Below are 24,900 nucleotides of genomic sequence, written 5' to 3' on the forward strand. Positions count from 1 at the left end.
TTAATTAACAATTTTCACCAAGTCTGTAATGTACAGAAAACAGACTCCTGAATGAGGAGTCTGTTTTCTTAATGCCCTTTTTTCACAATCGTCGGGTGATGGATGGGAAAGGTGAATGACTACTTAATGAGGGGAACGGCGCTTTATTCTGAAGAAGCAGCTTGCTTAAACTATTGGCTATCCCTACTGAGAGTTGACAATTCATGTTACTATAGAGGAAGAGTTGATGATCCAGGGGGGAGTAAAATTATGTTAGTTGGACGGAATGAGCCATGTCCATGCGGAAGCGGAAAAAAGTTCAAAAAATGTTGTGGAAAAATAGAAGGTTCGGCTATTCACGGAGTGATGCAAGAAGAGCTTGAAAATCTACAACGTGAGCTAATCGATTACGCTATGGAACATCATTCGTATGAAATGAAGAAACGTTTTCAGTCACTTTTACATACGTATGAAGTGCTTCGCAAAGATCCGCAGGTGTATCTGATTGCTTTTGAAATTTGGTTTATTTTAACGCAGCCTGTTAAAAATGGACAGACTGTCCTTGAAGAGTTTGTGGCCAGACGTGCGCAAACAGTGAAGAGAGAGCGGACGAGAGACATCCTCCTTGCATGGCCTCAAGTAAAGTTTGTGGCAGGCACTGTAAAAGCTGCCAAAGGCAATGTGTATGAGGTGGAAGATGTATTATCGGGTGAAAGGCTATCGATCCGAGCACGCCGTCAGTTGCCTATCGAAGAAGTCTTTGTAACTGGTGGCCTGCTGCCATTTGAAAACGAATATACGTTCTTTATGATTGATTTTCATTTTGAACAACACGTCGTGGCGGAAGCAGAAAGCTGGATTTCTTCACAATTTAAGCAAGCGGAAGAAACAGATCCGCAGACATTTCTTGCTGCCAACTGGCTGCCTGTGTTAGAAGGCCTGTTTACGATTTATGGCGGTGAAGGTGAAGAGAAAGATAAAGGCAAAGAAGCAACATTGGATTATAGTGAATTAGCATGGGAAAAAGAATCCCAGAAAAAAACAGCAGATGCCTTGCTTGCATTTCTGCAGGAAGAAGGAATCGAAGAGCTGAGACAGCAGACAGCGATACTTCTTTGGAATCTATACTGCCAAAAAGAAAATCCGACAGTTCGCAAACCGGAAATTTATACAGCTGCTCTTTATTCACTTCTGCAATCTCATGGAATGGTTGCTACTGACTATTCAAATAGCCAGCTGGCTTCCCGACTTGGAGTCTCTGCTGCAAGTCTAACAAAGCGTGTGAAGGAAATGGAGCCTCTTCTGGAGGAACATTTGCAACAGGACAAACAAGCACTTCAAGTATAAAACGCCTGTCACAGGCGTTTTTACTTTTTTAACGAGAGCCTTTCTCCATGCCGTTCAGTTGTTTCAAACAGGTGATAGTGGTAATATTAAATAGGAATTTTATGAGGTTTTCAGGCTCACGGACTAACTTGTTGCAAGTAAAAAGGAGCGGCTATAAATGGGCTTATTAACAAAAATGTTTGATGCAAATAAACGCGATGTAAAGCGGTTAGAAAAAATGGCGTTAAAAATTGAATCATTGGCAGAGGAAATGGAACAGCTGTCCGATGAAGATCTGCGCGCCAAAACGATAGAATTTCAGGAGCGCTATGCAAAAGGTGAAACGCTTGATGATTTATTAACAGAGGCTTTTGCGGTTGTGCGCGAAGGAGCACGACGCGTACTCGGCCTCTACCCGTACCGAGTTCAGTTGATGGGGGGGATTGCTCTCCACGAAGGCAATATCTCCGAAATGAAGACGGGGGAAGGAAAAACGTTAACGGCGACGATGCCAGTATATTTAAATGCTCTTTCCGGCAAAGGTGTTCACGTTATCACGGTCAACGAATATCTTGCTTCGCGTGACGCTGTGGAAATGGGCGAGTTGTATAATTTTCTTGGGCTAAGTGTAGGACTGAATTTAAACAGCTTATCGAAAGAAGAGAAAAAAGAGGCTTACGAAGCAGACATTACGTACGGCACAAACAATGAATTTGGTTTCGACTACCTCCGGGATAACATGGTGCTCTACAAAGAACATAAGGTACAGCGCCCGCTTCATTTTGCAGTTATTGACGAGGTAGACTCTATCTTAATTGATGAAGCGCGTACGCCGCTTATTATCTCGGGTCAGGCGCAGAAGTCAACACAGCTTTATATCCATGCCAACAGCTTTGTCCGCACGTTAAAAGCAGAAGATGACTATACGTATGATGTGAAGACAAAAAGTGTCCTGCTAACGGAAGAAGGAATTAATAAAGCGGAAAAGGCGTTTGGCATTGAAAACTTGTTTGATTTAAAACATGTAACGCTGAACCACCATATTAATCAGGCGTTAAAAGCGCATGTCACAATGCAGCGCGATGTGGACTATGTCGTTCAAGAAGATGAGGTCATTATCGTCGATCAATTTACAGGGCGGTTAATGAAAGGGCGCCGGTACAGTGATGGCCTTCACCAGGCAATTGAAGCCAAAGAAGGAGTCCCTATTCAAAACGAGAGCATGACCATGGCGACAATTACGTTCCAGAACTTCTTCCGCATGTATGAGAAACTTTCCGGGATGACGGGAACAGCGAAAACAGAAGAAGAAGAATTCCGCAATATTTACAATATGAAAGTAGTCAGCATTCCGACAAACCGTCCGATTGCCCGCGACGATCGCCCTGACTTAATTTATGCTTCCATGGAAGGGAAGTTCCGGGCGGTGGTGGAAGACATCTATCAGCGGCACCAGCTAAAGCAGCCTGTGCTTGTCGGTACGGTGGCGATTGAAACGTCTGAGCTGATTTCTTCCTTGTTGGCGAAGCGTGGCGTTCCCCATAATGTGTTGAACGCAAAAAATCACGGCCGTGAAGCCGAGATTATTGTGGAAGCTGGTCAGCCTGGTGCAGTGACCATCGCGACGAATATGGCCGGACGCGGAACAGACATCAAGTTGGGAGAAGGCGTGAAAGAGCTTGGCGGTCTTGCTGTTATCGGTACGGAGCGCCATGAGTCTCGCCGGATTGATAATCAGCTGCGTGGACGTTCTGGCCGTCAAGGCGACCCGGGGATTACACAATTTTATCTTTCAATGGAAGATGAGTTAATGCGCCGTTTCGGGTCAGATAACATGAAGTCGATGATGGAAAGACTCGGTATGGATGATAGCCAGCCGATTCAAAGTAAAATGGTCAGCAAGGCAGTAGAATCTGCACAAAAACGTGTAGAGGGCAATAACTTTGATGCCCGGAAACGCTTGCTGGAATACGATGATGTTTTGCGTCAGCAACGGGAAATCATCTACAAACAACGCGACGAAGTATTAGAATCGGAGAATTTGCGAGAAATTTTAGAAGGGATGATTCTTGCTGTCATTAAGCAAGTCGTCCAAGCTCATACTACCACTGCTGAAACGGAAGAGCAGATGGACCTGCAGGCCATTGCCGATTATGTAAATGCGAATTTGTTAAGTGAAGGAGAACTGACAATTAACGATTTACAAGGCAAGGGTGCCGATGAAATGCAAGACACCATTTATGCGAAAGTAACAGAGCGCTATAACACAAGAGAAGAGCAAATGGGCGAAGAACAGATGCGTGAGTTTGAAAAAGTTGTTCTGCTTCGTGCTGTTGACTCTAAATGGATCAATCACATTGATGCGATGGATCAACTGCGCCAAGGGATCCACTTACGTGCCTACGGACAAATCGACCCGTTGCGTGAATACCAAAACGAAGGTTTCGCTATGTTTGAAGCCATGGTCGCCTCCATTAACGAGGAAGCTGCTAAATACGTCATGAAAGCAGAAATCCAAAACAATTTGGAGCGTCAGGAAGTAGCTAAAGGACAGGCAGTAAATCCAAAAGAGGACGAAGAAAGCAAAGCGAAGAAAAAACCAGTCAGAAAAGCACCGGCAGTCGGCAGAAATGAACCATGCCCATGCGGCAGCGGCAAAAAATACAAAAACTGCTGTGGGTGATTAGAAAAGTGGAAGCGGCCTGATCAGCCCGATAGGAGGTTGGAGGACTCGACCAGGAGTCGTTCTTTGACTCAAACAGAGAGACCGAAACCACGGTACGGGCTGGCCGCTGCAGCTGGACAAGAGAAAAGCGGAAGGCGCTCGATCAGTGTGATAGCGAATTGGAGCTCTCGACAAGGAGTTGATTTTCAAACTCCGACAGAGGGAGCGAGTTTCGTAACTAAACCTGCTGGAATGATGAACAACATGCCGGATTCATATCTTGAATAATGTAGGCATAATACAACATTTTTACACTAAAGAAGAGGTGCTTATATGGAATTATTTGAAATTCGGAATGAGTTAGATAAAACAGCTAAGAAGTTAGCGGACTTTAGGGGGTCTCTTTGACTTAGAAATCAAAGAGGAACGCATTGCAGCACTTGAGGATGAAATGCTGCATCCTAACTTTTGGGATGATCAGCAGGCTGCTCAGACAGTTATCAATGAAGCAAATGGTTTAAAAGAAGTAGTTAACGAATATAAAGAGCTGTTGGAAACACAAGAAAACTTAGAGTTAACACATGAGCTGGTAAAGGAAGAAGCTGATGCAGAACTGCAGGGAGAGCTGGAAAACGAACTGGAGGAGTTCCGGAATCGAATCAGTAATTTCGAGCTGCAGCTGCTGTTAAGCGATCCTTATGATAAGAATAATGCCATATTAGAACTACACCCAGGAGCGGGTGGTACCGAATCACAGGATTTTGGCTCGATGCTGCTACGCATGTATACACGCTGGGGAGAAAAGCAAGGGTTTAAAGTGGAAACGATGGATTATCTTCCTGGAGATGAAGCGGGTGTAAAGAGTGTAACGCTTCTATTTAAGGGACATAATGCCTATGGCTACTTAAAAGCAGAAAAGGGTGTACATCGCTTAGTGCGGATTTCTCCATTTGATTCTTCGGGACGCCGACATACTTCATTCGTTTCATGTGAGGTTATGCCGGAATTCAATGATGATATCGAAATTGATATCCGTACGGAAGATCTTAAGATAGATACGTACCGCTCAAGCGGAGCGGGTGGTCAGCACGTAAATACAACGGATTCTGCTGTCCGAATTACCCACTTGCCAACTAATACAGTTGTGACCTGTCAATCAGAGCGCTCGCAAATTAAAAACCGTGAGCATGCGATGAAAATGTTAAAAGCTAAGCTCTATCAAAAGAAAATTGAAGAGCAGGAAGCCGAATTGGCAGAAATTCGCGGAGAACAAAAAGAAATTGGCTGGGGAAGCCAAATCCGTTCATATGTCTTCCATCCTTACTCAATGGTAAAAGATCATCGGACCAATGAGGAGACTGGGAACGTCCAAGCAGTGATGGATGGAGAAATCAGTCCGTTTATTAATGCCTATTTGCGCTCGCGCTTATAAAAAAAGCCCTTTACTGATCCCATGGGACTGATGGGACTGACCCCATAAAGTGAGACAAATAAAAAACACCTTTAAGTTGAAAACGAGTATGGGATACTCGAAAATAACTTGGAGGTGTTTTTCTATGGGGACAAGAGTCAGTTATCCAGCGGAAGTAAAAATGAAGGCTGTAAAAATGAGATTAGCTGGGGTGCCGGTCAAAGAAGTCTTAAAGGAATTAAACATTCGAAATAAGACACAGCTTAAAACATGGATGAAATGGTACAAAGCAGGCGAGTTTCATCGATTTGAACAGCCAGTGGGCAAGCAGTATTCCTTCGGAAAAGGGGCTGAGTATGAAAGTGAAACAGAGAAACTGAAGGCAGAAAATCGGTATTTGAAACAGCAGATTGAAGTACTAAAAAAGTACAAAGAATTGGAGAGGAAGTGGTCCCAGAAACAGCTGTAGAATTAGTAAAAGAACTCCAAACCAGCATGCCCGTCAGGGAAATATGCCGGCATCTCGGCATTGCTAGATCCACTTATTATCGCTGGAAGAGCAGGAGCCGGAAAGAAACAGCCAGGCAGATCGTTGAACGAAAAATCGGCACGTTGTGCCGGGACCTTAAGTTTCGATATGGTTATCGTAAAATCACGGCCTTATTAAAACGAGAGATGTCGATTAACCATAAAGCGGTACAGCGTGTAATGCAGAAGTATGGCTGGCAGTGCCGGGTAAAAGTGAAGAAACGCAAACGAACAGGACAGCCCTGTCATATTTCCGATAACCTGTTAAAAGGAGATTTCCAGGCAAATCAGCCTCTTCAAAAGCTCGTCACAGATATTACATACTTGCCTTTTGGCCAGAAACAGCTGTATCTTTCAAGTATTCAGGATTTATTTAACGGCGAAATCATTGCCTATTCTTTAGGAAGCTGCCAGAATACAGATTTTGTGCTACATACGCTGGCCCAGTTGCCACCCCTCCCAGAGGGATGCATTCTGCACAGCGATCAGGGATCTGTGTACACATCTTATGCTTATCAGCAGGCAGTCAAAGAAAAAGGCATTACCATGAGTATGTCCCGGAAAGGGACACCCTCTGATAATGCCTCCATCGAATCGTTTCATTCCTCGCTAAAGTCTGAAACGTTCTATCTCGACGAGTTGACAAGCACTACGACGGCTATCGTAGAGCAAACTGTCGAAAGCTATATTCACTATTATAACCATATCCGTATTCAAGCGAAACTAAACAACCAGCCACCGGTCAAATATCGGCAGCTGGCTGCTTAAAGGTGTTTTGATCCCTGTCTCAAAAATAGGGGTCAGTCCCGATCCCATATCAGTAAAGGGCTTTTTGAATCTCTTTCAAGCATAGGCTTCCAGCCTTAAAAAGGTTTAAAGAGACTAAAAACGGTTATCATAATAACTATATGCAGCTGGTTGGATACATAAAATTTGCTCCTATGCAGCAAAATAAATTCAATGCCAGATGGAGGAATACCGAGCAGCTTTCACTTGTGTAAACAGCCGGATGAATAAAGTTCAAAAAGTGTATACAATTGTCAAAAGTGATTGATCTGGCTGGATTGGCCGTTGCTTTTGTTCACCTTGCAGTGCTCGGCCTTGTTTCAAATTATAGCGGCTTTGGTATACTTAACATGCATTGTTTATTTTTTCCTAGGAGGAGAGAACATGGAATTTAAAAAATCATTAATGGCTTTGTTAATCGGTTCATCCGTAGCGCTTGCGGCATGCGGCGGCGGGAATGACAAATCAAACGAAGACAATAACGGCGGCGGGAAAGAAACAGCTAGCGCAGAAGGAGAGCAAGTGTACAAGCAGAACTGCCTTAGCTGTCACGGAGAAAACCTGGAAGGGCAAGTTGGACCGGCGTTAGACAAAATAGGAAGCAAGTATAGCAAGGACGAAATTTTAAATATCATTAAAAACGGTAAAGGGCAGATGCCTCCGAATGTTGTTCAAGGGGCCGATGCTGAAGCAGTCGCTGATTGGTTAGCTACAAAGAAATAAGTCAAAACAAGAATGTAGCCGTGTGCTGCATTCTTTTTAGAATGCCGGCGGTTTAGCACAACTGCTGCCAGATGGATGGCAAATAATTATTTTACGCTTTAAAAATTTTACTCGTAGGGAAGTAAAAGGAAAGGTGCCATGCCGTCTCGGCAAGCGAGCCATAGAGAAAGCAAGCCTCTTCAACAGGCTGTAAGAATGCAGTAGTATATACTACTGCATTCTTTATTTTTTCCCTTCTCATTTCCTCTCCTGTTAATCGACAAAATATTTTTGCTTGCTTATTACAAAATATTTCATTTTTTTCACCTTGTGTATCAGCGAGTTTATGCAAAAAAAGCGATCATTTCTTTGAAAGCGCTATAAAAACCATCGGATATATTACGATATGAAACGAAAATGTAATTAAATTAACCATTAATAAGGGTTTAATCAGTGATATAATGAATCTGGATTTGAGGAGAAAAAGCTGAATTTTTTCAGCTTTTTCTTTTATAACTGACAAAAGATGACAGGTGATTCGATGATAGAAATGAAGGACGTGACAAAGAAATACCCGAATGGGGTCCTCGCTTTGCGAAACATTGACATTTCCATTAAACAAGGGGAATTTGTTTACGTTGTTGGGCCAAGTGGAGCAGGCAAATCAACTTTTATAAAGCTGATGTATAGGGAAGAAAAACCGACAGGCGGCCGTATTATCGTAAACGGAGTAAACTTGTCGACGTTAAAAGATAGATCTGTTCCATTGCTTCGCCGGCAAATCGGTGTAGTATTTCAAGATTTCAAACTGCTGCCGACTCTTACAGTATATGAAAATGTGGCGTTTGCAATGGAAGTAATTGAAGAAAGTCCAGTTATTATTAAAAAACGGGTCATGGAAGTGCTGGATCTTGTTGGGTTGAAAAACAAAGCAAGAATGCTTCCAGAAGAATTATCTGGCGGAGAGCAGCAGCGTGTATCGATTGCTCGCTCTATTGTTAATCAGCCAAAGGTCGTTATTGCAGATGAACCAACAGGGAACCTTGATCCGGATACCGCATGGGATATTATGGACATATTTGAAAAAATTAATGCTCGGGGTACCACACTAGTGATGGCTACTCATAATAAGGAAATCGTGAATACGATCCGCCGCCGGGTAGTTGCGATTGAAGGCGGTCGAATCGTTCGAGATGAGCAGCGGGGGGATTACGGTTATGAAATCTAGAACATTCCGCCGCCACTTCAGAGAAAGCTTTAAAAATCTAAGCCGCAACGGGTGGATGACATTTGCGGCTGTTTCAGCTGTGACGGTAACTTTGTTATTAGTTGGAGTTTTTCTTACTGTTTTACTAAATTTAAACAAAGCCGCAACCGATATAGAAAATGATGTCGAAGTACGTGTGCTAATTAAACTGGATGCTACGGAAGCAGAGCAGCAAGAGCTGAAAGAGCAATTGCTCGATCTGCCTGAAGTAGCCAAGGTTACTTATTCTCCAAAAGAGAAAGAATTGCAGAATTTAATAAAGGATATGGGTGAGGACTTTGCTCTGTTTAAGCAAAACAATCCGCTTTATGACGTGTTCGTGGTGAAAACAAAGCATCCTACAGATACACCAAAAGCAGCGAAGAAAATTAAAAAGCTGGATTATACAGAGGATGCTGTTTACGGCGAGAAAAAAGTCGAAAGGCTGTTTAGCTTTTTAAAGACGAGCCGCAACGTTGGACTAGTTCTTAGTTTAGGCTTGCTGTTTACAGCTATGTTCCTTATTTCCAATACGATTAAAATGACTATTTTTGCTAGGCGAAAAGAAATTGAGATTATGAGATTAGTTGGGGCCACTAACTGGTTTATCCGCTGGCCGTTCTTATTAGAAGGGCTTTGGCTTGGACTGCTCGGTTCATTGCTGCCGGTTGCTGCGGTCGTGATCGGTTATTCCTATGTAGTCAAGGCAATCACCACTCATATGCAAGGCCACTTCATTCAGCCGCTCGCCTATTATCCATTTGCATGGCAAATCAGCGGAATTATTTTGCTAATTGGAGCATTTATCGGCATGTGGGGAAGCTTTATGGCTGTTCGCCGATTTTTGAAAGTGTAATCAACGATCATTTTATCTGGCTAATAGATAGGTAAACTGGAGATTTTCAGGGGAACAGAGAGGAGAATTGGAGTTTGAAGAAACGTATAGGACTTACAGTTGCTTTAACGGCATCTCTTGGCTTTGGGGGCACATTAGGAATGACAAAAGAAGCGTTTGCTTCCAAGTTATCCGACCTGGAGAGCCGCCAGCATCAAATTGAAAACAAACAATCAGATATCAAACAAAATATTAACGAGAAAAGCAAGAAAATTAACGAACTGCAAAGCAAGCAGGCAAAGCTCTCTTCAGAAATTGAACAGTTGGATCAGTCTATTACTAAAGCAGAAAAGCAAATCCGCGAAAAGCAAGCAGCAGTTGCGGAGACAAAGAAGGAAATAAAGAAGCTTCGAAAAGAAATAGAGGACTTGAAAAAGCGCATTGCTGAGAGAAATCTCGTTCTGCAAGATCGGGCCCGTTCTTTGCAACAAAGCGGCGGATCAGCAAGCTATATTGATGTGCTGCTTGGTTCAGAAAGCTTTACTGATTTTATTAATCGAGCCAGCGCTGTGACTACATTAGTAAATGCTGATAAAGATATTTTGCAGGAACAAGAGGCAGATAAAAATAAATTAGAAAAAAGCGAGCAGCAGCTAAAAACTAAATTAGCTAACTTAGAAAGCATGCTTGCTGATTTAAAAGAATTGAAAGCCGGCCTGGATAAGAAAAAAGCAGCAAAAGACAAAGTTATGCAGCAGCTTGCCAGTGAAGAAGATCACGCACACAATCAAAAACTAAGTTTAGAAGAAGAGCAGGAGTTGCTTTCTTCTCAAGAAAAAGCAATCAAAGCGGCTATTTCATCTGAACAATCCCGTCTTGCAAAGGAAGAACAAGCACGCAAGGAACAAGAAAAGCTTGCACGTGAAAGAGAGAAGCAAGCTGCAGAAAGTCAAAAGAGAAACAGCAGCAGTCGCCAGCCAGCAGCTCCTAAGGAAGAGTCCGTCTCAGCCGATCGTTCAAACGATACGCCAGCTGTTTCAGGCGGATCATTTATGCGCCCAGCTCAAGGGCATGTATCTTCTGGATTCGGGACAAGGAGCTTGGGAGACCATAAAGGTATCGACATTGCAAACAGCGCCAGCGTGCCGATTGTAGCGGCGGCGGACGGAGAAGTAATCCGTTCCTATTATTCAGCTTCCTATGGAAATTGCATCTTCATCTCTCACTCTATTAATGGGAAAGTGTTCACTACTGTTTATGCTCATATGTCAGAGCGTGTGGCCCAAGGCGGAAGCGTCTCAAAAGGGCAGGTTATTGGCTATATGGGTAATACAGGCCGTTCGTTTGGCCAGCATTTGCATTTTGAAATTCATGAAGGTCCTTGGACATTGTCTAAAGAAAATGCGGTTGATCCGCGTAAATATGTCAATTTTTAATAGAAAGCCATCCTTAAAAGCCTATATCAGGCATTCAAGGATGGCTTTTGTTTTTGCGGTTACTGGTCTAAAGCATCTATTCTGGGCGTTCGCCCGCGCAATCTTTCCCCTTTTGAATAGTCTGTAATTGTAAGTGAAGGGGAGGTGTAAAGTATGAGCGGTGGCGGATACGGATACGGAGGCGGCTTTGCTTTGATCGTTGTCTTGTTTATCCTCTTGATTATTGTTGGGGCAGCTTACATTGGCTGGGGTTACTAATAAATAAAAGAGGAGAAGAGGGCTGATCTATTAGGGCAGCCCTCTTTTGCTTATAATAAAAGAAGATGGACGGAGAAGGTATTTTTGTGTAGGCTTATACCTATGATAGTATATAAAAGAAATAGCCGTTTTTTAAAGAGAATACAAAAGCAATATTTTTGAGTAAAGGAATACAATAAAAATGAACTGGTTTACAATAGGCTCTTTGACTGTCCCGGCAGCCCAGCTGGCTATTCTAGCTGCTTTCATCATTGGCGCTTTAGTCATTTGGCTAAAAAAAGACAAGGTTTTTTTGGAACTTTATGTGAATGCTGTCTTTTTATTTGTTGCTGTGTGGAAGGTAAGTGTGCTTTTGTTCAGCTTTATGCTTGTAGTAAAGTCACCTTTGTCGCTGGTGTATTTTAATGGCGGCTGGAAAGGCATTTGGCTCGGCCTGATCGCTGTATGCATCTATCTGCTGTGGAAGACCCCTGCGGAAAAGCGGCCGCAAATTATTTGGACGTGGATGATAGTGATAATTTCTTTTGAATGGATGCTGTCCTTATTAAGAGGACAAGCTGGCTTGTTGGCATGGATTCAGCTTGCGGGAGGTGTAGCCCAGCTAGCTGTTCCTCTTAGACAAGCAGCCGGCACCATCTGGTTATTTACGTTATGGCAGTTGTTGTTTGAATCGCTCACTGCTGATTTATTCTCCCTGCATAGCTTGTTCTATATAGGGGCAGCGCTGTTCTTTACTTTCATTGTCAGGAGGGATCCGATTGAATAAAAAATGGTTTGGCATTTTGCTGCTCGTTTTACTAGCTGGAATTGCAGCAGTAAATGTAGTAAAAGATAAAAAGGAAATCACAAAAATTGAAAATCCCGGTATGGAAGTGGCTGATCAGGAAGCTGTTTCAGGAATGGCTTCTGGTATTGGCCTGGGCGATCAAGCGCCAGACTTTACTCTCCAAACATTAGATGGGAAAAAAGTGTCTTTGTCGGACTACCGGGGCAAGAAAGTAATGTTAAACTTTTGGGCCACCTGGTGCCCGCCTTGTAAAGCAGAGATGCCTCATATGCAAAGCTTTTACAAAAAAGAAGCAGAGAAAAGTAACATGGAAATTTTAGCAGTAAACTTAACAAGCGAGGATAGAGGAAAAGCAGCGGTTGTTGAATTTGCCAAACAATATGACTTAACTTTTCCGATCCTTCTTGATAAAGAAGGAACAATTGGGCCGCAATATCAGGTAGCTACAATCCCAACCACGTATGTTCTTAACACAGACGGGACCATTCATCAAAAAATTATTGGTCCAATGGATGAACAAATGATGAAAAAACTTGTTAGCGAGCTGAAATAGTGATGTTTGTATGTGGATAGAGACAAGCAATAGTTTTTGCCAAGAGGTACTACCGATGCTTGTCTCTTTTATCCGCTAAATAATCATGCCTTCACACTTAAGACCTTTCTTTGCCTGTCGCTAAGCCTATCTGTTTTCTCCTGAACATTATATATTGAATATTCCGGATAAGCAGGTGTACAGTATGTATATAAAGGAATGAGCATGAATAGCCGGGAAAAGATTATCTGAAGCAACCAACAGCTCCTTAATAGGTGAGTTGGCAATGGAAGGAAGATGGGAACATGAAGGATCAGTCATTTAGAACGAAAGCCGTACACAGCGGATTATCAAAAACAGGGGATATTAAAAGTAAATCTACCCCTATTTATCAGACGTCCGTTTTTTCGTTTAATAGTTTAGAAGAGTTAGAAGGGTATTTTGAGGGCGAAACTCCCTATTTATACACGAGAAATGGCAACCCGAATACGGATGAGCTCGCGAAAGCAGTGGCAGCACTGGAAGGAGCTCCGGAGGGAGTAGCGGCTTCCTCAGGCCTTGGGGCTATTCTTGCGGGAATTTTGGCTGCGGCTCAAAGCGGAGATCATGTCGTGGCGGCGAGCGACCTTTATGGCGGTACTTATCATTTAATTAAGGAAGAGCTGCAGGCGTTTGGCATTGCTGCCTCATTTGTCGATTTTAGCGATCATCAGGCAGTTGAAGCAGCTATTCAGCCGAACACAAAGCTGTTGTACTCAGAAACAATTTCCAATCCTTTCTTGCGGGTAGAAAACATAGAGAAGCTGACGGAAATAGCTAAAAAGCATGGTCTTTCTGTGATGATGGATAATACATTTGCTACGCCTTATTTGCTGCAGCCGTTTGCACAAGGTGTGGATCTAGTCGTTCACAGTGCGACCAAGTACATCGGCGGGCATAGCGACGTTACAGCCGGAGTGCTGGTCGGCAGCAAGGAGCTCATTGAAAAGAGCCGAAGCCGGATCGTTAACATGGGAATGAATCTAAGTCCATTTGAATCGTGGCTTGCTTACCGCGGATTAAAAACATTAGCGATTCGCATGGAATGTCAGACGAAAAATGCCCAGGAGCTCGCTGATTTTCTTCAAGCGCACAGGGGAGTCAAAAAAACATATTACCCTAAATATGTGTCAGAGCAAGGTAACGGGGCTATGGTTAGCATTGAATTAAATGAAGGGGTGGATATGAATCGCTTTTTCTCCTCACTCGGATGGATTAAGATTGTTCCTTCTCTTGCAGGGGTTGAAACGACTGTTTCATATCCGCTTGGCACTTCTCACCGCTCGTTAACAGAAGACGAAAAAAGTGCCCTTGGCATTAATGAGCGGGTTGTTCGTATTTCTGTTGGCATTGAAGAACCAGCTGATATTATTAATCAGATCGAACAGGCCATTCATACAGCATTCGTGCGTTAATATTACAATAGGCAGCTCCTTGGCAAAAGGGCTGCCTATTTTTTCAAAGAGCTATTCATAACTTGTCCATTCCTTTCATAAAGTGGGAGAAAGGGCTGTCCGTGCGGTAGTGAGCCGGGCGGCTTTTTTAGCTTTCCAAATTGGAGGGGGCGGAATGGTGAAAAGAAAATGGGTGGCGGTGCTGACGGTGTCTTCTTTTATAATAGGGGCCGGAGGAATGTATGGGGGGCTGACAGTGATGGATGAAGAAGAGAATACGGCCCAGCCACCGCAGACAGCACCGGAACAAACGAATCTGCCGGACGAGCTTCATAAAGTGCAGACCGTATATGAAGTGATTGCCAATCAATATGTGGAAAAGGTGAACCGGACCGAGCTTGTAGAAGGAGCAATTGATGGAATGGTTAGTTCTTTAAAGGATCCCTATTCCGTATATATGGATGCTGAAACGGCCAAACAATTCGAAGAGTCGTTGGACTCCTCTTTTGAAGGCATCGGTGCGGAGATCACTGTTGTAGAGGGAAAACTGACTATTGTTGCTCCATTTAAAGATTCGCCGGCAGAAAAAGCCGGATTAAAGCCGAAGGACCAGATTGTTACAATTAATGGAAAAACGGTAGATGGACTGACGATTTATGAAGCGACGAAGAAAATTCGCGGCAAAAAAGGAACGACGGTGACAATGGGAATTATCCGTCCAGGCATGACGAAACCGCTTGATGTTAAAGTAAAGCGAGATAATATTCCGATTGAAACTGTCTTTGCAAAGGTAAAGGGAAAACAAGGAAAACGGATTGGCGTTATTGAAATGACTTCATTTTCTGAAGAAACGGCAAAAGATTTTAAATCAGAACTAAAGAAGATGGAGAAAAAAGAACTGGATGGCCTCATCATCGATGTGCGTGGGAATCCAGGCGGCTTCTTGACCAGCGTAGAGGAAATCTTGAAAGAGCTTGTGACAGAGAATAAACCGTATATGCAGATTGAAGAAAAGTCAGGGCGCAAAGTACCTTATTTCTCAGAAACGAAAAAAGTGAAGCCTTATCCGATTGCTGTGCTTACAGATGAGGGAAGTGCGTCTGCCTCTGAAATATTGGCGGGAGCGCTGAAGGAAGCAGAGGGTTATCCTATCATCGGTGAAACAAGTTTTGGAAAGGGAACCGTTCAGCAGCCAGTGCCGCTTGGAGACGGCAGCAATTTGAAACTAACCACTCATAAATGGCTGACGCCAAACGGCAATTGGATTCACAAAAAAGGAATTCGTCCCGATATTGAAGTGAGACAGCCTGACTACTTTTATGCTCACCCACTTCAAGTGAGCCAGCCGCTCATTCGTGAAATGAACAATGATAATGTAAAGAGTGCCCAAATGATGCTTGCCGGTCTTGGATATGCACCTGGAAGAACAGACGGCTATTTTAGTGTCGAAACAGAGAAAGCGGTTCGTGCCCTGCAAGTACAGGCCGGAATGAAAGCGACCGGAAAGATTGATAAGAAAACAGCAAGTGAGCTCGAACAGAGATGGATAAAGGAAATGAAAGAGGAAAAGAATGACCTCCAGCTGCAGGCAGCCCTCTCGTATATAAAAAATTTAGATAAGTAATAAAATGACGAATGAACGGTTGCCTCAACGAAGGGGCAGCTGTTCTTTTTTGTAGTGAAATACTTCTTTCACAAATGAAACGTGATATATACTCACGCACGGTCACTTTTTTTGCTACAATATTGAGTAGAATGCAATTAACGTAAGGTGGGGAACGCCATGCTACAAGAATGGTTGTTGGGGCTCTTAGGCGGCTTCGGAAAGTTATTTATCCATCCAATTTTTTATTTTTCGTTCTTGCTTGCTTTTGTCGTCGGCATGTTCCGAGTGTCAAGAGAACGGAAAGACTTTCACACGCGAGTGTATGATATTTATCAGGAAGTTCGTTACATACTGCCCTCCAGCTTATTAATCGGGCTGCTTTTATCAATCGTGTCAATTGGTTTTGGACTTACGCTTCCGCTTGAACTGCTAAATTTCATTGCCGCTGTCACGATTATCTTAAGTGCAGGTGGTTTCCGGCTGCTGTCACCTGCATGGACAATTAGCCTCGCTTTGCTTATCTTTGCGGTGACGGAAAAAACAGGTTACTCATTTATTCCGCATGAAGGGTTTTCCTTTAGCAAAATATTGATGACGATGGCGATTGTTTTAGCGCTTCTATTCATTACAGAGGGATTGCTGATGCTAAAGCGAGGGTGGCAAGGAACGTCACCGCGACTTGTGGAGAGTCCGCGCGGATTAAAAGTAGGTGTTCAGTTTGCTCAGCGCCTATGGCTTGTGCCGGTATTCTTGGTGCTGCCAACCGGAGAGCTTACATCGCCATGGCCTTGGTGGCCGGTTATATCAATTGGCTCAGAGACATACTCATTTATTTGGTTTCCTTTTTTGGTCGGCTTTGCCCAGCTGATCAAAAGCACATTGCCGGAGCTCGCCGTAAAGGCGACTGGAAAAAATATTATTGCTGCGGGTGTAGTTACATTATTGTTGGCCATTGCCGCTTATTGGGTGCCGGTGCTGGCAGTTATTAGCGCCGTGTTTGCTTTTATAAGCCGCATTTGGATTTCTTGGCGTCATTATGCATACGAAAGAGATCGTCACTATTTCTTTACACCGCAGCCGAAAGGTGTCATGGTTCTTGGCATTTTGCCCTATACACCTGCAAAGAAAATGGATTTGAAGATTGGAGAAATTATTTACAAGGTAAATGGCACTGAAGTGAATACAGAAAGCGAATTTTATGAAGCGCTGCAAAAAAATGCTGCTTATTGCAAGCTGGAAGTAGTGGATGTAAACGGGCAAAACCGTTTTGCACAAGGCTCGCTTTACGAAGGACAACACTATGAGCTTGGTTTAATTTTAGTCGATGAAGAGAAGGAGTTTGCCGCAGAAGAAAATTAATCTGATCATTTTGGAGGCGTTCTGAATTTAGAGGCATGAAAGGGCCAATAAAGGACTTGCAGGCCAAGGTGAACAGTCGAGAAAAAAGTTAATGACATTTTGTAGAAAGGAATTGAAGGCATGGAGAATGAATTTATTCAAGGAATGCCGGATAATCCGATTTTAACATTTTTAGTCAGTATCCTCCTCAGCATGATAGTGGCAATCTCAGGCGTGCTCCCCAGCGCTTTTATAACGGGAGTAAACATTGCTGTTTTCGGTTTTAAAGCAGGACTGATTGTATCTATTATTGGAGAGGCAGCTGGAGCTGTAGTTAGTTTTCTCCTTTACCGTCAAGGAGTCAAAAAACTAGACAGGCCGTTGAAAAGCCGGCTTCTGAAGAAACTAAAGGATACAGGAGGTCTGGAAGCTGCCTCTCTGGTGATCCTATTAAGAATTGTACCTTTTATACCTTCTGGGGCCGTTACACTAACAGCTGCCTTTAGCAAAATGGGTTTACTTTCCTTCAGCGTAGTAAGCACTCTGGGGAAAATCCCCTCTTTGTTCATCGAAGCATATTCAGTAAAATGGACTCTGGGACTAACAGCCAACTGGCAGCTCATCATCCTTTTTTTTATTGTTTTGGGACTCGTTTTTTACGGTGTTTTGAAAAGAAAGCGTCATTAAATTGAATAGGAGGAAGAGGCTGAATGCTTCCTCTAAAACTAATCGGGTAAAGAGCACGGATTCACGGCACTGAAGGCTGTCCAAATCGGTGCTCTTTTGTTTGTATAAATAAAGTGTGTTGCGGTTGTTTACAGTTTATTTTTTAATAGCCGGTTATGCAATGCCGAAAGAAGGAGAAGGAAAAGGATGGAACCAATGAAGGTGAGTGCCATATCCCATTGCGCATCCCACATGTCTCCCTGCATGCCGAGAAAGCTTTTAGAGGTCTTTTTCCCTTTAGATATGAGAACAGATAGCCACTCAATAATTTCATACAGCGCCGAAATAGCAAGCGTCATACTTACGCTAATAACAGATAACCAAAAACCTTTGAAGAGCGGCGATGTCCGAATTAATATTTCTCTGATCACAATGACAGCCATTCCTTTTAAAAAGTGTCCAAACCGATCATAATGGTTTCTGCTTAAATCAAAATGGTCCTTGATCCAATTAAAGAGCGGAACATTTCCATAAGTGTAATGACCACCGATGAACATTGTTGCCGCTAAGATAGTAATGATGACATAAGAAAGGGTAGTAAAGCGAAATTTCTTATAGGTAATCAGTAAAATGATTAGTCCAGCCACAGCAGGAAGGGATTCCATTGTCCATGTTGGGAAATCCGCCGGCTTTATAACTGACCAGATAAGAACTGCAAGAATAATAAATAAGAGCGCCAGATGAACCTTATTGACTTTATTTTCTGCCATTTTTCCCTCCTGCTAAGAGACCTTCTGCCTTTAGTATTCAGAAAAATACGGTTTTCTATACAGTGTATTTAAGGGTGCTCATAACCGGACTGAGTTATCCAAGCAGCTCTGCTCAGAAAATAAAAAGCTCTTTTTGAACGCTTAACGTTCAAAAAGAGCTCCTAATACGAGGAAGGAAGCAGGATCTTAATGATCAGCCTCATTATGCACTTTGCTTTTTCAGGGAGAGTTACTGGTTATTCTGATTTTTGGCGTTTTGATTATTTGTCATACCAAGCACAGAGTTTGCCAATTGTTCAACCGACTGGTTATTGAAGGTGTTCGATACCGTTTGGGAAAGCTGTTGGAACGTTCCGTTTCTTATCCCTCTTGATATCCCGTAAATAGCAGCTCCGGCAGCTCCCACAGCTAGCAACGAGGTCATCATACCACCTTGATTGTTCATAACAACCCATCCTTCCTTTATTAGATTGTTCGAATCACGGCCTCCAAAAGCACGATGTTTTAGAGCCATGTTTAGTTTTATAAATTTGGCGGCAAATTATGCTGGTAACTATTTACCTGCGAGCCAGACATTTCGGTAAATAAAAAAGAGGAGGGGCGATGGGCCTGTTTCCCTCCTCAATGCATGTTTGTTATTTGTTAAACAATTAACTTGAAGCCGCTCATCAGAATAATGAGTGACATGATGGCTCTTAAAGGTTTAGCAGGGAATTTAGCTGACAAACTGCTTCCTAAAATTACACCCGGTATAGAACCGAGCAACAGATTGATCATTAATAAATAATCAACATTTCCTATTCCAGCGTGCATGATCCCTGCGGCAGTAACTAATAAAAAAGCATGGGCAATATCTGTTCCCACTAACTCTGAAGGACGCATTTTGTACAAATAAAGCATAGCTAAAGCGAACAATGAACCAGATCCTATTGATGTCAATCCTACAATGAATCCTAATATTGCTCCAATCGCGATCGTTAACCCTCTTTTTTCTTCAAGCGGCTTTACCTGGAAATAGTTTGATTCGAATTTATCCTTCATGAAGGTTTTAACGAGTGTAGTTAAAGCTACTAAGATAAGAACATATCCTAGGGCATGTTTGATAATTTCCTCTTGATTATTAAAGAAGGAATCAAACAGGTGAAGGAGTCCGACTGCACAGATCGCACTTGGAATACTGCCGATTGCCAGATATTTCACTAATTGCAGGTCAATGGTCTTTTGTTTCCAATGCTGAATAGAGCCGAAAAGCTTTGTGACGGAGTTGTATACAAGATCTGTTCCCACAGCGATGGAGGGACTAATTCCCATTAACACTAAAACAGGTGTTAACAAGGCGGCCCCTCCAACCCCTGTTAACCCAACCAGAAGACCAACAAGAAGCCCCATTACAATAATCCCCATGCTCATTAGACGCACACTCCCGTCTGCCTTTAATCAATATAAAAATAATTTTTATATCTCACTTTATGAAATGGCTGTGCGCCTTGCTACCAGGCATTTTAATAAGAAGAGTATAGAAAAGAGGAATAAGGAAGAATAATCCAAATAAAATAAGGGAGAGAGGGCAAAGGGGAAATATAAAAATTTTAATTGGGCGGTTCAATATTTAAGCCCAGCCGATTGTGGCTGGGCTTCCTAGTTGGAAGATTTTCAACTTTCTCCTTCTTTGCCGTTCAGATCTATTTTTTTGCAGCCCACATAGAGACAGGAAAGAACATCCAGATCTGGCTTGGCTTTTGTCAGTCCTTTTATATAAGGGGTAACCAAGTCTTTAAAATCTGCTCCTACTTCTTCTTCTTCCAATATTCCGTAAATGTATAACTTTTTCTCATCAAATAAAAAGGCTACATTTCCAACCGCTTTATTATTAGTGTCCACGACGTTTAGCACTTGAAATTGAGGAGTCATAACCTCAGGTGAAAAGTATATTTGCAATTTTACCTGCTCCTTTACGTAAATTGAAGTTTTTCGAACAGTGTATCGCTTTTTTCTTCAGACGGTTCTTTTTTGCTTACATGAATGAGCACAAGGCATAACAAAGCAGCAAGGAGTGTTAAGCCGGCAGTTGTTAGGAACATTCCGGTACGGGACCAGGCCATTAAGGCACCATAAACGGGTGGTCCAATCGCCACGCCCAAAAATCGAACAGAACCGTATAACGAAGTGACGAACCCCCTGCGATCAGAAGGAACGGAACCTGTAATAAAGCTGTTTATACAAGGCAGAACAAGTCCAGTGCCAATACTGCTAATGACGAGAACTGAAAAAAAAGGAATGAGGCGTTCAAAGAACACCAAAGCTGCAAAAGAGGCAGTCATCAATAGCAGTCCCAATATGATTAACCCCTTCATTAGCCGCATCCTTTTTCCAATCTTGCTCCCGGTTATATAGGAGGTGGTCGTCATAAACAACAAAGGAATAGCTAAAATGCCTCCTTTTAATACTCCGTCGATCTTGTGGTCTTTCTCCAGGATATCGGAGATGTAAAATAAGATACCAAATAAGGTGAATAAACAAATAGCACCTGTTAAGTAAGCGGCAAATAGCCAGCGTCCCTCAGTTTTAAAAACAGAGGCCAGTCCTTTTATATATTTGCCGACTGGAGGCGGCTCCTTTTTCGTTTTCTTTTCTTTAATAAAGAACATAGTTAACAGTATGGAGACTAGACAAAAAACCGGGAAAACAAAAAATGCTGCGTACCAAAAGAGCAGCGCTACGAGGGAACCGATAATCGGGCTGATAACCTTTCCGAATCCGTTGGAAGCTTCAACTAATCCTAATACTTTACTTTGTTCGCCTCCCTTAAATAAATCCCCTGTCAGTGCCATAGCGATTGGTGCAGTCCCGGCGGCCCCTATCCCCTGCATGACTCGTCCGGCAAGAATCCATGTATACGCATTAGAAAACCATGCCGCCGCAAATCCTGCCAAAAGCCCTCCGGCCCCGTATAGGATGAGAGCAGGAATGATGATGGCTTTTCGTGAAAACCGGTCGGACAAATATCCCAATACGGGAATTGACACAGCGGCGGCAATCGAAAACACAGAAATAATCAAACTTACCTTAAATTGAGTTATATCTAGTTCTGTTTTCATTTTTGGCAGAACTGGTATAAGCATTGAGTTTCCCAAGACAAGAATGAGCGGTATGGATCCGATCGCAAAAATTGTCATGCCTTTTCGTTTCTGCTTTGGCAATGATGTACACCCCTGACTGTTAAGAATATATGCTTTCCTATTGTTTGAAGGGGACCTCTCCTTTATACAGGGGAACGGTCTAATTTCTATGGGCAAAAGCCCATTATCTACACATTTACCCAGTTTTTGAATAGTCCATCTTAGAAAAATAGAGGAGGCCATTCCCTATGGAATTTTTAGACTTACCGAAGAGGACAACTGGAAAGAGAACTCACGGATTAACTTCGATTATTGATCTGGGGACCCCATTAGAAGAATTGAAGTACATTTTACATGATTACAGTTCCATTATTGACATTGCTAAAATGGGGTTCGGTTCTGCTTATGTAACACCAAATTTAAAGAAGAAGGTGGACCTTTATAAGCAATATGGCATTCGTCCTTATTTTGGAGGCACCTTATTTGAGAAATGCTATTACCAAAATAAGATTCCCGAATACTTGGCAAGCTTGCGCAATTTAGAAATTAACTGTATTGAAGTTTCAAGCGGAACGATAAATATTCCATTGCAAGAGCGCCTCGATCTTATTTCTCAAATAAAAAAAGAGTTCTGTGTAATTGCAGAAGTTGGCTCAAAAGATTCCAACCAGGAAATGGCCGTCTCCCAATGGAAGAATGAGATGAAGCAATTGCTTGAAGCGGGCTGCCAGTATGTAATTACTGAAGGAAGAGATTCTGGCACGGCTGGAATTTACGAGAAGAATGGCAACATTAAATGCAACTTGATTAATGAATTAGTCAAGGATATTGATAGCCGGAAAATTATTTTTGAAGCCCCTACTCCAAAAAACCAAATGTATTTTATTAAAGAAATTGGAGCAAATGTGAATTTAGGAAACGTAAAAATCCATGATGTATTAGTTCTGGAAGCTCAGCGATGCGGGCTAAGAAGCGAAACATTTTATTTGGAGGACAGTGAATGCAAATTACCTTTATAAGACATCTCCCAACAGATTGGAATAAAACACAAAGGTTACAGGGAAGAAGAGACATCGGAATTCCCCCCCTAGCGGAGCCTTTCCGGCAGGGTATTATCCGTAATAAGAAGCTTCTTAAAGAACTGTCGCCATTTGATATCGTATTGACCAGTACATTAAAGAGAACGCAGCAAACAGCACAACTCTATGGTTATTCGTTTGAGACGGAACCGTTGTTGGATGAATTAGATTTTGGTCCCTTTGAGGGGCTTCCAAAAGAAAAACTTTACGAAAAGCATCGTGAGCAGTGGATGGAACAGCCGAAAGAGTTAGTTTTAGGAGAAAGCATAAAGGACTTAGAAAACAGGATCATTTTATTTTTAAACAAATATAAGGAATGGGACAATGTATTGGTGTTCGGCCATGGGTCGTGGATGAGAGCCATTGTGTCTTATTTTCAATATGGTCATATAAACAATATGAATAAAATGACTGTAGAAAATAATGAATGCATCACATTGACGTTCCATTTCTAAAGGCAACGGGGAGAGAAACGGGGGAGTAGCTATTGGCTGACTTACTAACATACGAAAATTGGGATGAAAAGAAACTGAAAGATATCTTGGAAGCCCAATCTGACTATTTGGACGTGTTAAAATGGGCGTTTTGTGAATATAAAAACGACGTGGTATATGCGTGCAGCTTTGGAGCCGAGGGAATCGTCTTAATCGACTTGATTTCAAAGGTAAATAAGCAAGCGGAAATTATTTTTCTTGATACGGGGCTTCACTTTTCAGAGACCTATGAATTAATTGAAAAAGTGAAGGAGCGCTACCCTTCTCTGCAAATTAAGAAAGTGCGTCCCGCTATTACGTTGGAAGCCCAGGCTGAGCAGCACGGGAAAGAACTTTGGAAACGCGATCCGAACCTTTGCTGCTATCTAAGAAAAGTAGCCCCTCTTGAGGAGGCATTGAAGGGAGCAAAAGCATGGATTTCAGGTTTAAGGAGAGAACAATCTCCGACAAGAAGACATGTTCAGTACATCAATAAAGATGAAAAATTCCACAAGGTGAAAGTGTGCCCTCTAATTCATTGGACATGGGAGGACATTATGACATATCTCCATGTCAATAAGCTGCCCTACAACCCGCTCCATGACAAAGGATTTCCGAGTATTGGGTGCGCCCCATGCACTGAGCCAGTTTTGGGAAATGAAGAACTCCGGGCAGGCCGATGGGCAGGCCGTTCAAAATCTGAATGCGGGCTTCATCAAGATTAGCAAGAGTGGTATAAGCGACAACGACGCCAAGGGGGAAGAACATGGAGAAAAACACACCGCATGGCGGTAAGCTAATTAACCGAGTGGATTTGCTATTGTCCGCTGATTTATCACGTAGCTGCATAGAACTTGACACATTGGAGTTGAGCGATTTAGAGCTGATCGCTAATGGAGGCTATAGTCCCCTTCAAGGATTTATGGGGAAAGCAGATTATGATTGTGTTGTGCAAAACATGAGACTGGCGAATGGGTTGCCCTGGTCGTTGCCGATTACATTGGCGGTGGAGAAAGAGAAAGCAGAGAGAATTAAAAAGGGAGAAACCGTCAACCTTGCGTATGATGGAACCATCTATGGCGTCATGAACGTAGAGGAAATATTTTTCCCCGATAAAAAATTAGAAGCGGAAAAGGTCTATCAAACAGCAGACCTAAATCATCCAGGTGTAAGAAAGCTCTTTGCACGGCCGGAAATGTATGTGGCCGGGCCGATTACTCTTGTAAAGAGGCCTGAGAAAAGTAAATTCAGCCGCTATTATTTAGATCCTATCGATACGAGAAAAAAATTTAATGAATTGGGCTGGAAAACCATTGTTGGCTTCCAAACGCGTAACCCGGTGCATCGAGCCCATGAATACATTCAAAAAACAGCACTCGAAACGGTAGATGGGCTGTTCTTAAACCCACTCGTCGGTGAAACGAAAGCAGATGACATTCCAAGTGAAATACGCATGGAAAGCTACGAAGTATTGCTGAAGAATTATTATCCGAAAGACCGGGTGTTTTTATCTGTTTTCCCAGCTGCTATGCGCTATGCCGGACCGAGAGAGGCTATTTTTCATGCCATCGTCCGAAAAAACTTTGGTTGTACACATTTTATTGTAGGCAGGGATCACGCGGGAGTAGGAAGCTACTATGGAACGTATGATGCCCAGAAAATCTTTAGTCATTTTGAAGAAGGGGAGCTGGGGATTAAAACGTTATTTTTTGAACATAGCTTTTATTGTAAACAGTGTGCAAATATGGCTTCCAAAAAAACATGTCCTCACGAGCAGAAAGAGCACATCATTTTGTCGGGTACGGCTGTTAGACAAATGTTAAAGGATGGAGTGCATCCGCCAGAGGAATTCAGCCGGCCGGAAGTAGTGGACATTCTTATCAAGGGAATGAAAAAAGCATATACAAAAATATAAAGGATGTAGA

At 42.7% G+C, this 24,900-nt stretch carries 25 protein-coding genes; 20 read left to right on the plus strand and 5 right to left on the minus strand.

The annotated features are described in order from the left end of the window. Positions 1–249 precede the first annotated feature (249 nt). The 16 genes from MKZ02_RS05400 to MKZ02_RS05475 all read left to right on the plus strand — a co-directional run bounded on the left by MKZ02_RS05400 (position 250) and on the right by MKZ02_RS05475 (position 17,555). A complete protein-coding gene (locus tag MKZ02_RS05400) occupies positions 250–1,326 on the plus strand; it encodes an SEC-C metal-binding domain-containing protein (protein ID WP_120034790.1) in 1,077 nt (358 codons plus the stop codon). 157 nt (positions 1,327–1,483) lie between these two features. After that, the gene (gene secA / locus MKZ02_RS05405; RefSeq protein WP_340852303.1) at positions 1,484–3,988 is read left to right on the plus strand and encodes a preprotein translocase subunit SecA; all 2,505 of its coding nucleotides are present in this window, start codon (positions 1,484–1,486) and stop codon (positions 3,986–3,988) included. A gap of 66 nt (positions 3,989–4,054) precedes the next feature. After that, positions 4,055–4,258, plus strand: a complete 204-nt coding sequence (locus MKZ02_RS05410) for a hypothetical protein (protein WP_340852305.1) — start codon at positions 4,055–4,057, stop codon at positions 4,256–4,258. A 45-nt stretch (positions 4,259–4,303) separates the two neighbouring features. Further along, positions 4,304–5,402, plus strand: a protein-coding gene (gene prfB, locus MKZ02_RS05415; RefSeq protein WP_120034786.1) for a peptide chain release factor 2 whose coding sequence is annotated in 2 segments (ribosomal slippage) — positions 4,304–4,375 and positions 4,377–5,402 — 1,098 coding nt in all. Because the reading frame shifts where the segments join, the coding sequence is not laid out codon by codon here. A 124-nt stretch (positions 5,403–5,526) separates the two neighbouring features. Further along, a protein-coding gene (locus MKZ02_RS05420; RefSeq protein ID WP_340851290.1) for an IS3 family transposase occupies positions 5,527–6,677 on the plus strand; the annotation gives its coding sequence in 2 pieces (ribosomal slippage) (positions 5,527–5,800 and positions 5,800–6,677; 1,152 coding nt in all). 402 nt (positions 6,678–7,079) lie between these two features. Further along, positions 7,080–7,418 (plus strand): cytochrome c551, encoded by a 339-nt coding sequence (cccB, locus tag MKZ02_RS05425; protein ID WP_120034782.1) that lies wholly within the window; start codon positions 7,080–7,082, stop codon positions 7,416–7,418. 520 nt (positions 7,419–7,938) lie between these two features. After that, entirely contained in the window at positions 7,939–8,625 is a 687-nt protein-coding gene (ftsE, locus tag MKZ02_RS05430; RefSeq protein ID WP_120034780.1) for a cell division ATP-binding protein FtsE, read from the plus strand. Then, on the plus strand, positions 8,615–9,499 hold the full coding sequence (gene ftsX, locus MKZ02_RS05435) for a permease-like cell division protein FtsX (RefSeq protein ID WP_120034778.1): 885 nt from the start codon (positions 8,615–8,617) through the stop codon (positions 9,497–9,499). Before ftsE ends, ftsX begins: the two co-directional genes overlap by 11 nt. A gap of 74 nt (positions 9,500–9,573) precedes the next feature. After that, positions 9,574–10,914 (plus strand): murein hydrolase activator EnvC family protein, encoded by a 1,341-nt coding sequence (locus MKZ02_RS05440; RefSeq protein ID WP_340852307.1) that lies wholly within the window; start codon positions 9,574–9,576, stop codon positions 10,912–10,914. Between the two features lie 153 nt (positions 10,915–11,067). Further along, positions 11,068–11,172 (plus strand): YjcZ family sporulation protein, encoded by a 105-nt coding sequence (locus MKZ02_RS05445; RefSeq protein ID WP_120034774.1) that lies wholly within the window; start codon positions 11,068–11,070, stop codon positions 11,170–11,172. A 181-nt stretch (positions 11,173–11,353) separates the two neighbouring features. Next, positions 11,354–11,938, plus strand: a complete 585-nt coding sequence (locus MKZ02_RS05450) for a hypothetical protein (RefSeq protein WP_340852309.1) — start codon at positions 11,354–11,356, stop codon at positions 11,936–11,938. Beyond that, entirely contained in the window at positions 11,931–12,512 is a 582-nt protein-coding gene (locus MKZ02_RS05455) for a peroxiredoxin family protein (protein ID WP_340852310.1), read from the plus strand. Before MKZ02_RS05450 ends, MKZ02_RS05455 begins: the two co-directional genes overlap by 8 nt. Positions 12,513–12,796: 284 nt before the next feature. Next, positions 12,797–13,945, plus strand: coding sequence for a trans-sulfuration enzyme family protein (locus MKZ02_RS05460; RefSeq protein WP_340852312.1), 1,149 nt, complete (start codon positions 12,797–12,799; stop codon positions 13,943–13,945). A 157-nt stretch (positions 13,946–14,102) separates the two neighbouring features. Beyond that, entirely contained in the window at positions 14,103–15,548 is a 1,446-nt protein-coding gene (locus MKZ02_RS05465) for a S41 family peptidase (RefSeq protein ID WP_182917158.1), read from the plus strand. A 159-nt stretch (positions 15,549–15,707) separates the two neighbouring features. Then, a complete protein-coding gene (locus tag MKZ02_RS05470) occupies positions 15,708–16,889 on the plus strand; it encodes a PDZ domain-containing protein (protein ID WP_340852313.1) in 1,182 nt (393 codons plus the stop codon). Positions 16,890–17,009: 120 nt separating this feature from the next. Beyond that, positions 17,010–17,555: a TVP38/TMEM64 family protein gene (locus tag MKZ02_RS05475; RefSeq protein WP_340852315.1), complete on the plus strand. Its 546-nt coding sequence runs from the start codon at positions 17,010–17,012 to the stop codon at positions 17,553–17,555. Positions 17,556–17,683: 128 nt separating this feature from the next. Here the strand turns inward: MKZ02_RS05475 and MKZ02_RS05480 are convergent, their stop codons facing one another. The 5 genes from MKZ02_RS05480 to MKZ02_RS05500 form a co-directional block, all read right to left on the minus strand. Continuing rightward, on the minus strand, positions 17,684–18,304 hold the full coding sequence (locus MKZ02_RS05480) for a DUF2238 domain-containing protein (protein ID WP_120034761.1): 621 nt from the start codon (positions 18,302–18,304) through the stop codon (positions 17,684–17,686). A 229-nt stretch (positions 18,305–18,533) separates the two neighbouring features. Continuing rightward, on the minus strand, positions 18,534–18,749 hold the full coding sequence (locus MKZ02_RS05485; RefSeq protein ID WP_120034759.1) for a hypothetical protein: 216 nt from the start codon (positions 18,747–18,749) through the stop codon (positions 18,534–18,536). A 197-nt stretch (positions 18,750–18,946) separates the two neighbouring features. Next, a complete protein-coding gene (locus tag MKZ02_RS05490) occupies positions 18,947–19,714 on the minus strand; it encodes a sulfite exporter TauE/SafE family protein (protein ID WP_120034757.1) in 768 nt (255 codons plus the stop codon). A 243-nt stretch (positions 19,715–19,957) separates the two neighbouring features. Then, complete coding sequence (locus MKZ02_RS05495; RefSeq protein WP_120034755.1) at positions 19,958–20,242, minus strand: hypothetical protein; 285 nt, start codon at positions 20,240–20,242, stop codon at positions 19,958–19,960. Positions 20,243–20,256: 14 nt separating this feature from the next. Beyond that, positions 20,257–21,480, minus strand: coding sequence for an MFS transporter (locus MKZ02_RS05500; RefSeq protein WP_340856331.1), 1,224 nt, complete (start codon positions 21,478–21,480; stop codon positions 20,257–20,259). 191 nt (positions 21,481–21,671) lie between these two features. On the opposite strand from MKZ02_RS05500, the gene MKZ02_RS05505 reads away from it, so the two are divergent. Genes MKZ02_RS05505 through sat form a run of 4 tightly spaced genes read left to right on the plus strand, consistent with a single transcriptional unit; the run spans position 21,672 to position 24,890 of the window. Beyond that, complete coding sequence (locus MKZ02_RS05505; protein ID WP_120034753.1) at positions 21,672–22,442, plus strand: phosphosulfolactate synthase; 771 nt, start codon at positions 21,672–21,674, stop codon at positions 22,440–22,442. Next, the gene (locus tag MKZ02_RS05510) at positions 22,424–22,957 is read left to right on the plus strand and encodes a histidine phosphatase family protein (protein WP_340852318.1); all 534 of its coding nucleotides are present in this window, start codon (positions 22,424–22,426) and stop codon (positions 22,955–22,957) included. Before MKZ02_RS05505 ends, MKZ02_RS05510 begins: the two co-directional genes overlap by 19 nt. A 32-nt stretch (positions 22,958–22,989) precedes the next feature. Further along, on the plus strand, positions 22,990–23,700 hold the full coding sequence (locus MKZ02_RS05515; RefSeq protein ID WP_120034749.1) for a phosphoadenylyl-sulfate reductase: 711 nt from the start codon (positions 22,990–22,992) through the stop codon (positions 23,698–23,700). A gap of 41 nt (positions 23,701–23,741) precedes the next feature. Continuing rightward, a complete protein-coding gene (gene sat, locus MKZ02_RS05520) occupies positions 23,742–24,890 on the plus strand; it encodes a sulfate adenylyltransferase (protein WP_340852320.1) in 1,149 nt (382 codons plus the stop codon). Positions 24,891–24,900 lie beyond the last annotated feature (10 nt).

Source organism: Pseudobacillus sp. FSL P4-0506, assembly GCF_038003025.1.
Lineage (GTDB): Bacteria > Bacillota > Bacilli > Bacillales > Domibacillaceae > Pseudobacillus.

Excerpts from the sequence above, each read along its gene's own strand:
- MKZ02_RS05400 (WP_120034790.1), top strand. The coding sequence starts at position 250 with ATGTTAGTTGGACGGAATGAGCCATGTCCATGCGGAAGCGGAAAAAAG.
- MKZ02_RS05475 (WP_340852315.1), top strand. The coding sequence starts at position 17,010 with ATGGAGAATGAATTTATTCAAGGAATGCCGGATAATCCGATTTTAACA.
- MKZ02_RS05450 (WP_340852309.1), top strand. The coding sequence starts at position 11,354 with ATGAACTGGTTTACAATAGGCTCTTTGACTGTCCCGGCAGCCCAGCTG.
- MKZ02_RS05485 (WP_120034759.1), bottom strand. The coding sequence starts at position 18,749 with ATGAACAATCAAGGTGGTATGATGACCTCGTTGCTAGCTGTGGGAGCT.
- sat (WP_340852320.1), top strand. The coding sequence starts at position 23,742 with ATGGAGAAAAACACACCGCATGGCGGTAAGCTAATTAACCGAGTGGAT.
- MKZ02_RS05445 (WP_120034774.1), top strand. The coding sequence starts at position 11,068 with ATGAGCGGTGGCGGATACGGATACGGAGGCGGCTTTGCTTTGATCGTT.
- MKZ02_RS05505 (WP_120034753.1), top strand. The coding sequence starts at position 21,672 with ATGGAATTTTTAGACTTACCGAAGAGGACAACTGGAAAGAGAACTCAC.
- MKZ02_RS05490 (WP_120034757.1), bottom strand. The coding sequence starts at position 19,714 with ATGAGCATGGGGATTATTGTAATGGGGCTTCTTGTTGGTCTTCTGGTT.
- MKZ02_RS05460 (WP_340852312.1), top strand. The coding sequence starts at position 12,797 with ATGAAGGATCAGTCATTTAGAACGAAAGCCGTACACAGCGGATTATCA.
- ftsX (WP_120034778.1), top strand. The coding sequence starts at position 8,615 with ATGAAATCTAGAACATTCCGCCGCCACTTCAGAGAAAGCTTTAAAAAT.
- MKZ02_RS05510 (WP_340852318.1), top strand. The coding sequence starts at position 22,424 with ATGCAAATTACCTTTATAAGACATCTCCCAACAGATTGGAATAAAACA.
- ftsE (WP_120034780.1), top strand. The coding sequence starts at position 7,939 with ATGATAGAAATGAAGGACGTGACAAAGAAATACCCGAATGGGGTCCTC.
- MKZ02_RS05480 (WP_120034761.1), bottom strand. The coding sequence starts at position 18,304 with ATGGCAGAAAATAAAGTCAATAAGGTTCATCTGGCGCTCTTATTTATT.
- MKZ02_RS05470 (WP_340852313.1), top strand. The coding sequence starts at position 15,708 with ATGCTACAAGAATGGTTGTTGGGGCTCTTAGGCGGCTTCGGAAAGTTA.
- secA (WP_340852303.1), top strand. The coding sequence starts at position 1,484 with ATGGGCTTATTAACAAAAATGTTTGATGCAAATAAACGCGATGTAAAG.
- MKZ02_RS05500 (WP_340856331.1), bottom strand. The coding sequence starts at position 21,480 with ATGACAATTTTTGCGATCGGATCCATACCGCTCATTCTTGTCTTGGGA.
- cccB (WP_120034782.1), top strand. The coding sequence starts at position 7,080 with ATGGAATTTAAAAAATCATTAATGGCTTTGTTAATCGGTTCATCCGTA.